This is a genomic window from Mycobacterium sp. IDR2000157661 (assembly GCF_022317005.1).
Classification (GTDB): domain Bacteria; phylum Actinomycetota; class Actinomycetes; order Mycobacteriales; family Mycobacteriaceae; genus Mycobacterium.
Window position 1 is genome coordinate 3,712,185 of sequence record NZ_CP081006.1, and the last position, 10,249, is coordinate 3,722,433.

The window sequence follows — 10,249 nt, forward strand, 5'->3', positions numbered from 1 at the left end:
GGTAGCGCAGGTGATAATCGCTCCCGTGCATGACACGGGTAAGGCGCCCATCGTGGTTTTCGGCGGCCGTAGTGAGATCGGGCTGCACGTGGCGACTCGGCTCGCCGCGGGCGCGACGGTGGTGTTGGCCGCGCGCCGCGCCGACGACCTCGACGAGCAGGTCGCCGCAGTGCGGGCGGCCGGTGCGGCGGCGGTGCACGCCGTCGAGTTCGACGCCGACGACCTGGCATCGCACCAGCCGCTGGTCGAGGCGATCGTCGCCGAACACGGGCCGATCGGCACCGCCGTGCTGGCGTTCGGCATCCTCGGCGATCAGGCGCTCGCCGAGCGCGACCCCGCACACGCCGCGGCGGTGGTGCACACCGACTTCACCGCCCAGGTGAGCCTGCTGACGGTGCTGGTCGCGGCGATGCGTACGGCCGGCCGGGGTGCGATCATTGCGTTCTCGTCGATCGCGGGCATTCGCGTCCGGCGGGCCAACTACGTGTACGGGTCGGCCAAGGCCGGGCTCGACGGCTTCGTCGCCGGGCTCACCGACGCCCTGCACGGATCGGGGGTGCAAATGCTGCTGGTGCGCCCCGGATTCGTCGTCGGCCGGATGACCGAGGGGATGCGACCCGCCCCGATGTCCAGCACACCCACGCAGGTGGCCGACGCGACTGTGCGCGCGCTGCGCAAGCGCCGCCAGACCGTGTGGGTGCCCGCACCTTTGGCGCTGCTGGCGGCCGCCTTCCGCGTCACGCCGCGCTTCGTCTGGCGAAGGTTGAAGCGATGATCGTCGTGGTCGGCATCGGCGCCGACGGGATGGCGGGGCTGTCCCCGGCATCGCGGACCGAATTAGCCAGGGCGACAGTCGTTCACGGGTCTCTACGGCAGCTCGAGCTGCTGGACGGCACCGTCACCGCGGCGCGCAGGCAGTGGCCGTCGCCGATGCTGCCCGCACTGCGCACCCTGCTGGACGGCGCCGACGGGGACGTGCACGTGGTGGCCAGCGGGGACCCGCTGCTGCACGGTGTCGGCAGCTCCCTGATCCGGCTGTACGGACCCGATGAGGTCGCGGTGCTGCCACACGTGTCGTCGGTGACGCTGGCGTGTTCCCGGGTCGGCTGGGCGGTGCAGGACACCGAGATCATCAGCCTGGTGCTCGGCGAGACGCACACCGCGGTGCGCCGGGGCGGGCAGGCGGTCGTGTTGTCGCGCGGCGGCCAGACGCCGGCGCAACTGGCGCGCCTGCTAACCGACAGCGGGCGCGGAGCCTCGCAGATCACGGTGCTCGAACAACTCGGCGGTCCCGCCGAGCGGCGGCGCACGGCCACCGCGCGCGAGTGGGCCGCACGGCCGCCTGCCGATGTGGACGACCTCAATGTGCTGGCGGTGCGCTACCTGCCCGACGAGCGGCGGTTCGGGGTGCTGCCCGACGTCGAGTTCGCTAACGACGGGCAGATCACCAAGCAGCCGATCCGCGCGGTGACCCTGGCGGCGCTCGGCCCGCGGCCGGGCGAGCTGCTGTGGGATGTCGGCGCCGGATCGGGCAGTGTCGCGGTCGAATGGTGCCGCAGCGGAACAGGTTGCCACGCCGTGGCTTTCGAACGCGACGAGCAGCGGCGCAACCTGATCACCGCGAATGCGCAGGCGTTCGGCGCCACAGTGGAAGTGCGCGGCGACGCGCCCGAGGCGTTCGATTCCGCGCCGCCGCCGGACGCCGTCTTCGTCGGCGGTGCGGTCTCGCGGCCCGGGTTGCTTCAGGCCTGCTTCGAGCGGCTCGCAGCGGGTGGTCGGCTGGTTGCCAACGCGGTGACGGTGGAGTCCGAAGCGGCTCTGGCCCAGATGTTCTCGTCGCACGGTGGCGAACTGCGCCGCTTCGAGTACCACCGTGGCGAGCCGCTCGGCGGGTTCACCGGGTGGCGGCCCGCGATGCCGGTGACCCAGTGGTCGGTGACCAAGCCATGACGGTCTACTTCATCGGGGCGGGTCCCGGCGCCGCCGATCTGATCACGGTGCGCGGCCAGCGGCTGCTCAGCCGCTGCGGGGTGTGCCTGTACGCGGGCTCCATCATGCCCGAGGACCTGCTCGCGTTGTGCCCGGACAACGCCCGCGTGGTGGACACCGGCCCGTTGACGCTGGACCAGATCATCGACGAGATCGCCGCCGCGCACGCTGCGAATCACGATGTGGCGCGACTGCATTCGGGTGACCCGTCGATCTACAGTGCACTGGCCGAGCAGTGCCGCCGACTCGACGACCTCGGCGTCGACTACGAGATCGTGCCCGGGGTGCCGGCGTTCGCCGCGGCCGCCGCCGTGTTGGGCCGCGAACTCACCGTGCCCGGTGTCGCGCAGACGGTCACGCTGACCCGGGTGGCCACGCTGTCGACCGCGATGCCGCCCGGTGAGGACCTGCAGACGTTGTCGCGATCGGGCGGCACGCTGGTGCTGCATCTGGCCGCGGCCCAGATTGAGGCGATCGTGCCGCAGCTGCTCTCCGGCGGATACCTTCCTGAAACACCCTGCGCCGTCGTTGCTTTCGCGAGCTGGCCGCAGCAGCAGGTGGTTCGCTGCCCGCTGGCGGACCTGGCCGAGCAGACCACCGCGGCCGGTATCACCCGCACGGCGGTCATCGTCGTCGGCGATGTGCTGGCCGCCGAGGGCTTCGCCGACAGCTATCTGTACTCGTCCGGGCGGGTCCGGCGGGACCGGCACTGATGCGCATCCTGTTGCTGGGGGGCACTTCCGAGGCCCGCGCTGTGGCGCAGAGGCTGCATCCGGACGTGGAGGTGGTCAGCTCGCTGGCTGGCCGGGTACCGGATCCGGTGCTTCCCGTGGGCCGGGTACGCATCGGGGGCTTCGGCGGTGTCGAGGGGTTGCGACGCTGGTTGCTCGACAACCCCGTCGCCGCCGTCGTCGATGCCACGCATCCCTACGCCGCCACGATGACCGCCCACGCGGCCACCGCCTGCGCCGACGTGGGTCTGCCGCACCTCGTGCTGGTCCGGCCGCCCTGGCCGTCCGGTGACGCCATCGTCGTCGGCGACGACAGTGGAGCCGCGGAAGTGGTTGCCGGCCAACGGTTCTCCCGGGTGTTCCTGACGACCGGCCGGTCGGGTACCGCGGCGTTCACCGGTGTCGACGCGTGGTTCCTGATCCGCGCCGTCACCCCGCCCGACGCCGCGGACCTGCCCGCCCGTCATCGCGTCGTGCTCTCGCGCGGACCGTACCGCTACGACGACGAGCTGCACCTGCTGCGCGAGCACCGCATCGATGCGCTGGTCACCAAGAACAGTGGCGGGGCGATGACGCGGCCAAAGCTGGATGCCGCCGAGGCGCTGGGGGTCTCGGTGGTGATGGTGCAGCGGCCGCCGCTGCCTGGCGGTGTCGCCACGGTGTCCACCGTCGAGGAAGCGGTCGAATGGGTCAGCGCGATCGGTAGGACCTGATCAGTTCGAGCGTGCCGAGGTCGCGAATGGCCCGGCAGCCGCGCCCGAGCATCGCCAGCATCATCTCGTCGCCCCGCTCGGTCGACGTCGCGAACGCCGTGCCCAGTGCGACCAGCAGCGGCGCCTGCAGCACGCCGAGGCGGTAGTCGCTCCAGCAGGTGTCGAGGTCGTAGCCGGCGACACCGTAACCGACCAACGCTCGGTGGTAGTGCTCGACGAGATCGCCCTCGATCTGCGCCCGGACGCGTGGCTCGAGGCTGGTCGCGGTGAAGTAGGCCAGGTCGCGGGCAGGCAGCCCGATGCCGACGGTCTGCCAGTCCACCACCGTGATCCGCGTGCCCTCCGGGTCGAAGAGCATGTTGTCGAGGCGGTAGTCACCGTGCATCAACGCATACCGGTCCGGCTCGGCCATCAGCCACGGCGTCACCAGTCCCATCGCGTTGATCAGCGTCTCCTGGTCTTCGGTGCCGATCCACGAACCGAGCCGGTCGATGACGATGGTGGCGGCCATCTGGCTGACGTCACCCAGACCCCTGGCTGCCTCGGTGTCACCGGGTTTGGGCATGACGATCGCTGACAACTCCGCCCACCGCGGCTCACACCAGCTGGGGCCGTGCAGGCCGGCCAGCGCCTCTACGGCCAGCCGCGCTTCCTGCGGGGTGCACCCCGCGATCTGGTCGCCCTGCACCGCGGGCGCCATGTCGGCCAGCAACAACACGACGTCGGCGCCGTCGTCGGAGATGTCGCAGTGGAAGCTCGTCGGCACTGGGATGCGCATATGGGCGGCGACCAGCGAGTAGAACTCCACCTCAGACCGGTATCCCAGCGCCACCCGTTCGCGCACGGCATCGTCCTGAGCGGACAGCTTGATCGCGAACGACGACGGCAATCCATTCGGGCCCGTGTACGTCACGGCCAACCGGTACGTCGCACCCGTCTGACCGGTGCCGATCGGTGTGACGTCCACCGACGCGACGTCGGTGCCCAGCACCGAGCCGAGCCAGGCCGGCGTCACGTCTTCAGGGCTGCGTGGAATGGCCGGCACAGAGGTCACGCGTTTCTCCTATGTCGAGTCGCTAGGCGCCGCGAGCGCTCACTGCGGTACGGAACTGAGCCCCGAAACCGTACCGGGTTGAGCGCCGGCGGGTGTTCGTGCGGGCTCATCCGGGGTAGCGGCGCGGGGTGAAGACCCGGTCGCCGTCCTCGCAGTACCACTGCGTCTGCGACGACCCGACGATCAGCAGGCAGCGCATGTCCACGTCGGCGGGGTCCAGGTCGGCCAACCGCACCACCGTCACCTGCTCGCGGGGCCCGGACACGTCGCGGCCGATCACCACCGGTGTGCCCGGGTCGCGGTGTTCGAGCAGCAGGTCACGCATCGCTCCGACCTGCCAGGTGCGGCTCTTCGAAGCCGGGTTGTAGATCGCCAGCACCAGGTCGGCCGCGGCGGCCGCGGTCAGCCGCCCGGCGATCACGTCCCACGGCTTGAGCCGGTCCGACAGGGAGATGACGGCGTAGTCGTGGCCCAGCGGCGCCCCCACTCGGCTGGCCACGGCCTGTGCGGCCGTCATCGCCGGCACCACCCGCACCCGCACCTCCGGCCACTGCTTGGCCTCCTCGAGGACGGCGGTCGCCATCGCGAACACCCCGGGGTCGCCGGAGGACACCACCGCGACCGCCCGGCCCTGCTGGGCCAGCGTGCATGCCAGTCGCGCGCGTTCCGGTTCGTCGGTGTTGTCGCTGGGATGTCTGCGCTGACCGTCCCGGGCGCCGACGCGATCCAGGTAGGGGCCGTAGCCGATCAGGTCGGTGGCCGCGGCCAGTTCGCGGCTGCTCTGCGGCGTCATCCAGTCGGGGTCGCCGGGTCCGAGGCCGACCACCGCGACGCTGCCCGCCACCGGTTCGACGCGGGCCCGTCCCGGCAGCATGGCCAGGGAGAAGTAGGGCACGGAGCCGTCGTCGACCTCGCCTGCGCCCATCACCCGCTGTCGCGGGGTACTGGCCCGCTCGACGTAGAACGTCTCGTCCAAACGGCCGGTCGCCGAAAGAGCTTCGCGCACAGCCGGATACGAGCGGCCGAGCTTGATCATCACGGCGGCGTCGGTGTCGGCGAGCCTGCGCTTGAGCTCCTCGACCGGCAAGGTGGCCGGGAGGATCGTCAGCACCTCGTCGCCCTGGACCAGGGGGGTGGCCACCGCGGCCGAGGCCGCGCTGACCGAGGTCACGCCCGGCACGATCACGGCGTCGAAGCGCTCGGTGAGCCGGGTGTGCATGTGCATGTAGGAGCTGTAGAACAGCGGATCGCCCTCGGCGAGCAGCGCCACATTGCGTCCGGCCTCCAGGTGCGCGGCGATCCGGTCGGCGGCTTCCCGGTAGAAGTCCTCCATCGCGCCCGCGTAGCCGCCGGGGTGATCGGTGGTCTCGGTGGTCACCGGATAGACCAGATGCTCCTCGAGTTGGCCGGGCCGCAGATACGGTTCGGCGATGCCGCGCGCGATGCTCTTGCCGTGCCGGGCGCTGTGATACGCCACGACGTCGGCCTCGCCGATCACCCGGGCCGCTTTCACGGTGACGAGCTCGGGATCGCCGGGCCCCAGCCCGACGCCCCAGAGCGTGCCCCGGCCTGCGCTCATTCTCGTTCCGTCGCCATCGCATTCACCGCCGCGGCGGCCATCGCGCTGCCACCGCGCCTGCCGGTCACCACGAGGTACGACATGCCGCGGGGCCGCTCGATGAGCTCCTGCTTCGACTGCGCCGAGCCGATGAAGCCCACCGGCCCGCCCAGCACCGCCGCCGGGACCGGGGCGCCGTCGTCGATCAACTCGAGCAGCCTGAACAGTGCGGTGGGCGCGTTGCCGATCGCCAGCACGGCGCCGCCGAGCCGGTCGGCCCACAGCTCCACCGCGGCGGCCGACCGGGTGGTGCCGAGCCGCGCCGCGAGGTCGGCGGCGCGGGCGTCGGCGACCAGCGAGACCACCTCGTTGTCCGCAGGCAACCGCGACCGGGTGATGCCCGCGGCCACCATCGACGAGTCGCAAAGCACCGGGGCGCCTGCGGCGAGCGCGCCGTGGGCGCTGGCCACCACGTCGTCGCTGAAGGCGACGTGCCCGGCGACGTCGACCTGCCCGCAGGTGTGGATCAGCCGGACCACCACGCGGGCCACATCGGCCGGGAAGCGCGCCAGATCCGCCTCGTCGCGGATCGTCGCGAACGACTGCCGGTAGATCTCGGCGGCGTCGCGGATGTAGTCGAGCACCCGCTCACCCTACGGGGGTGATATGCGCGGCCGGTATCCGTCTCCGGTGGCCACCAGCACTTCGCCGACCGGCGGACTTCCGCACGCTCGATCGCAGCCCACGAAGTGACGATGCACGGTGGAGGGCTCGTCGAGCATCGCTACGGCGTCGGCGCGGACGTCGGCCGCCGAACGTTCACAACCCGGCCTGCCCGTGCAGGCGCTGACCGACAGCCACGGCGAGTTCTCGTCGAACACCAGCCCCATCGGCGCGAGCACGCGCAGGGCGACATCGGCAACGCCCTCGTCGAGGTCGAAGACCAGCACCGACCGCCAGGGCGTGATCCCCACGGGCGCCTCGATCGCCGCGATGAACTCGGCGGTGCGAGCAGGCAGCACCCCGAGCGGCACCGCGGCGCCCAGCGCCACGCGGCCGTCGTTCTGCTGGATCCAGCCAACGGGCCCTCGGATCACCGGCTCCCAGGTCGCGCCGGCTGGTTCGACGACGTCCAGACCGGTGAGCAGCGGACCGTGGTCGTCGAGTTCGCCGACACGCCAAGCGTTTCCGCGGACGTCGGCGAAGCGACGCGCCACCTCGATGAGGGTGGGGACGGCGGCAGTCGGTGGCAACCGGACGCCGGTGTCGCGACCGGCCAACAGCAGCGCGAACGCATCGCCCATGGCGTGGATCCCGACGTCGGCGCCCAGGCCCGAGATGTCGGCGCGGCCGTCGTCGATGCCAAACAGGAACCGGCCGGGCAGCGCGGCCAAGCCCGGCTCGGCGCGGATGGCTTCGTCGAGATCGGTTATCAGACAACGGATGTCGGCTGCGCCGCCCACACGGCCGGACAGCGGCGAGGCGACGATGTTGCGGACCCGCTCGTGGGACGGCGACGGCAACAAGCCCGCTGCGGCCACCGCGTCGGCGAGGGCGGCCTCGTCGTCGACGATGCCGCGCACCTGGACGTTGCCGCGCGAGGTGAGTTCCAGCGTGCCCGCGCCCCACTCGGTGGCCGCCCCCGCCAGCGCCTGCAGTTGGGAAGCGGTGAGCATGCCGCCCGGCAAGCGCACCCGGGCGAGAGCGCCGTCGGCCGCCCGGTGAACCTGTAGCGCGCCGGGGCAGGCGTCGTGATCGCGCATCCTGGCCACCAGCTCACGGTACGCCGGCTGACCAGGTGCTTCGACAGGACGTCCATGCCGAATGGTGACACGGGTCACAGCGAGGCCGGCGGTGATCCGTGCCACACAAGTTGTCCTTCTTCGGCCGTTTCAGACGTACCGTCCTGCTAACTGCACGCGTGTGCAGTAGGCGAAATTACGGAAGGAACAACGATGTTCGAACTTGTCGTTTTCGGTGTCCTGCTCGTCGTGCTCATCGCCGCGCTGGGGTTGCCCTATCCGCAGAGCACCTACGACCGCTGGAACCGCCACTAGCCGGGACTGGGCCCGCGGTGCCGGCTGGCAGTCGGCGGCGGCTTCCGTCCTCGGCATCGACCTAAGCGGTGCTGATCGACGTCGCACCCGACAATCCGTATGCCTGCCGGATGACCAAGTTGGGAGACCGTCGCTGGAGCGCGCGGGCGACGTCGTCGGCAGGCGGGGAGCCACCGCATATCCCGAGCCGCAGGGTGGTCAGGTCGTGGTCGGCGGCGTCGGCATGCGACAGCTCGCGGTACATCGACGCAACACCGGAGAAGACGGTGCATCGATGACGCGCCAGCTCGTCGAGAACGGTTCCGGCATCGAAGCTCGGTACCAACACCAGCGTGCTTCCGAAGCGCACAGCGGTGTTGAGCACGCTGGAGAGCCCGAACCATTGAAACAACGGCAGCACCGCCATGCCGATGTCCTCTTCGCGCAATCCGAACAGGTCGCCTGCACCCGTGCAGCTGCTGTACAGCTGAAAGTGCGTCAGCGCCGCACCCTTCGGTCCGCCGGTGGTGTCGCTCGTATGGACGATCACCGCCGTGTCGTCGGCATCGGTCGGGGCTATGACGTCGCTGTCACCTGCGAAATACAGCTCGTCGAAATGGTGTGTGCCCGCAGGGAGAGAGGCGTCCACGGGGGCCTTCACCACGTACGTTCCCAGCCCGTCGAGTTCGGTCGCGCCCTGCACAGCCTCCTTCGCCGAAGTCTCGAAGGTGATCAGCAGGCTGGCGTCACAATCGATGAGCTGCGAACAGATCTCCGGTGCGCGCAGGCTCGGATCCAGCGGCACCAGCACCGCGCCGGCCTTGAGGATGCCGAAGTAGGCGAACAGGAAGTGGGGCACATTGGGCAGCTGGACAGCGACCTTGTCGCCCAGCCCCACTCCGAGGGCGCGCAGACTGCTGGCGATTCGGCCGGAGATCTCGTCGACCTGGGCATAGCTGAAGGCGTGCTCGCCGAGGTGGCACAGCGGCTTGTGCGGGTGAGCCGCTGAGGATTGACGAAGGATGGTGGCGAGGTTGAAGCTCACCGCGGCCTCCGATCGTCGATCAGCGCAACGGACCGGCCCAGCTGTTCAGCGACCACGCCCGGCAGAAATCCTGGCGGTGTCGGCGTCGTCGTGGTCGTAGCGGCGCGACTCGCCGTCGGGACTGCTGGACGTCTTCTGTTGGCTGCCTTCCAGGTCTTCGCGGATGGCCTCCTGCGCGGCAGGCGGCAGGGTGTGCATGATCTCGCGCACCCGGGCCTGGCGACGGTGCACCGCCTGGCGCTCTGGCATGCCGGGCGTGGCCTGGATCTGCGGGGGCACACCCTGGATCTCCTCGACGCCGCCGTGGTGGTGGCCGGAATCGATCATGGCCTGCTCCTCGGCCATCGTCGCCTCGTCCTTCTCCTCGGACATACCGATCGGGCCGATGCGGCGGCCGTTGAGGAACTGCCCGACCACCGGCTCGTCACTGGTCAGCAGCACCTCGCGCGGACCGAACATCACCAGGTGCTTGCGGAACAGCATGCCGATGTTGTCCGGCACGGTGCGAGCGACGTTGATGTTGTGCGTGACGATCAGAACGGTGCAGTCGATCTGAGCGTTGATGTCGATCAGCAGCTGCGACAGATACGCCGTACGGACCGGGTCCAGACCCGAATCGGGCTCGTCGCACAGGATGATCTGCGGGTCGAGCACCAGGGAGCGGGCCAGCCCGGCACGCTTGCGCATGCCGCCGGAGATCTCGCCGGGGAACTTGTTCTCGTCACCGGCCAGACCGACCAGCTCGAGTTTCTCCATGGCGATGTTGCGGATCTCGCTTTCCTTCTTCTTGGTGTGCTCGCGTAGCGGGAACGCGGTGTTGTCGAAGATGCTCATGGAGCCGAACAGGGCGCCGTCCTGGAACATGACGCCGAACAGCGTTCGGATCTCGTAGAGCTCCTTGGCCGAGCACTGGATGATGTCGGTGCCGTCGACGATGATCTTGCCGCGTTCCGGGCGTAGCAGGCCGATGAGCGACTTCAAAAACACCGACTTGCCCGTGCCGGACGGGCCGATCAGCCCGCTGACCTCGCCCGCTGGAATCGTCAACGTCACGTCTTCCCAGACCGTGGTGGAACCGAATGACTTGGTCAGCCCCTCGACTGTGATTCCGATGCCCATGTGC

At 70.1% G+C, this 10,249-nt stretch carries 10 protein-coding genes; 4 read left to right on the forward strand and 6 right to left on the reverse strand.

All coding sequences use genetic code 11. The annotated features are described in order from the left end of the window. Window positions 1-25 precede the first annotated feature (25 nt). From K3G64_RS19165 to K3G64_RS19180, 4 genes are read left to right on the forward strand one after another with little or no spacing between them, the layout of a single operon-like run. Window positions 26-775: an SDR family NAD(P)-dependent oxidoreductase gene (locus tag K3G64_RS19165; protein ID WP_238886530.1), complete on the forward strand. Its 750-nt coding sequence runs from the start codon at window positions 26-28 to the stop codon at window positions 773-775. Continuing rightward, a complete protein-coding gene (cbiE, locus tag K3G64_RS19170) occupies window positions 772-1,950 on the forward strand; it encodes a precorrin-6y C5,15-methyltransferase (decarboxylating) subunit CbiE (protein WP_238886532.1) in 1,179 nt (392 codons plus the stop codon). The genes K3G64_RS19165 and cbiE overlap by 4 nt, the downstream gene beginning before the upstream one ends. Beyond that, window positions 1,947-2,702 (forward strand): precorrin-4 C(11)-methyltransferase, encoded by a 756-nt coding sequence (gene cobM, locus K3G64_RS19175; RefSeq protein ID WP_238886534.1) that lies wholly within the window; start codon window positions 1,947-1,949, stop codon window positions 2,700-2,702. The genes cbiE and cobM overlap by 4 nt, the downstream gene beginning before the upstream one ends. Further along, a complete protein-coding gene (locus K3G64_RS19180) occupies window positions 2,702-3,433 on the forward strand; it encodes a cobalt-precorrin-6A reductase (protein ID WP_238886536.1) in 732 nt (243 codons plus the stop codon). The genes cobM and K3G64_RS19180 overlap by 1 nt, the downstream gene beginning before the upstream one ends. On the opposite strand, the gene K3G64_RS19185 is transcribed toward K3G64_RS19180, so the two are convergent. The 6 genes from K3G64_RS19185 to K3G64_RS19210 form a co-directional block, all read right to left on the reverse strand. After that, window positions 3,411-4,487, reverse strand: a complete 1,077-nt coding sequence (locus K3G64_RS19185; RefSeq protein WP_238886538.1) for a phosphotransferase family protein — start codon at window positions 4,485-4,487, stop codon at window positions 3,411-3,413. The genes K3G64_RS19180 and K3G64_RS19185 overlap by 23 nt on opposite strands. Window positions 4,488-4,593: 106 nt before the next feature. Beyond that, window positions 4,594-6,066 carry a precorrin-2 C(20)-methyltransferase gene (locus tag K3G64_RS19190; protein WP_238886540.1) on the reverse strand — a complete coding sequence of 491 codons (1,473 nt, stop codon included), beginning with the start codon at window positions 6,064-6,066 and terminating at the stop codon, window positions 4,594-4,596. After that, complete coding sequence (locus tag K3G64_RS19195) at window positions 6,063-6,689, reverse strand: precorrin-8X methylmutase (RefSeq protein ID WP_238886542.1); 627 nt, start codon at window positions 6,687-6,689, stop codon at window positions 6,063-6,065. Before K3G64_RS19195 ends, K3G64_RS19190 begins: the two co-directional genes overlap by 4 nt. A gap of 9 nt (window positions 6,690-6,698) precedes the next feature. After that, window positions 6,699-7,817, reverse strand: a complete 1,119-nt coding sequence (cobG, locus tag K3G64_RS19200) for a precorrin-3B synthase (RefSeq protein ID WP_238886544.1) — start codon at window positions 7,815-7,817, stop codon at window positions 6,699-6,701. Between the two features lie 346 nt (window positions 7,818-8,163). Further along, entirely contained in the window at window positions 8,164-9,126 is a 963-nt protein-coding gene (locus K3G64_RS19205) for a class I adenylate-forming enzyme family protein (protein ID WP_238886546.1), read from the reverse strand. A 45-nt stretch (window positions 9,127-9,171) separates the two neighbouring features. Then, entirely contained in the window at window positions 9,172-10,245 is a 1,074-nt protein-coding gene (locus K3G64_RS19210) for an ABC transporter ATP-binding protein (protein WP_238886548.1), read from the reverse strand. Between the last annotated feature and the right edge of the window lie 4 nt (window positions 10,246-10,249).

Excerpts from the sequence above, each read along its gene's own strand:
- cobM (WP_238886534.1), top strand. The coding sequence starts at position 1,947 with ATGACGGTCTACTTCATCGGGGCGGGTCCCGGCGCCGCCGATCTGATC.
- cbiE (WP_238886532.1), top strand. The coding sequence starts at position 772 with ATGATCGTCGTGGTCGGCATCGGCGCCGACGGGATGGCGGGGCTGTCC.
- K3G64_RS19190 (WP_238886540.1), bottom strand. The coding sequence starts at position 6,066 with ATGAGCGCAGGCCGGGGCACGCTCTGGGGCGTCGGGCTGGGGCCCGGC.
- K3G64_RS19210 (WP_238886548.1), bottom strand. The coding sequence starts at position 10,245 with ATGGGCATCGGAATCACAGTCGAGGGGCTGACCAAGTCATTCGGTTCC.
- K3G64_RS19180 (WP_238886536.1), top strand. The coding sequence starts at position 2,702 with ATGCGCATCCTGTTGCTGGGGGGCACTTCCGAGGCCCGCGCTGTGGCG.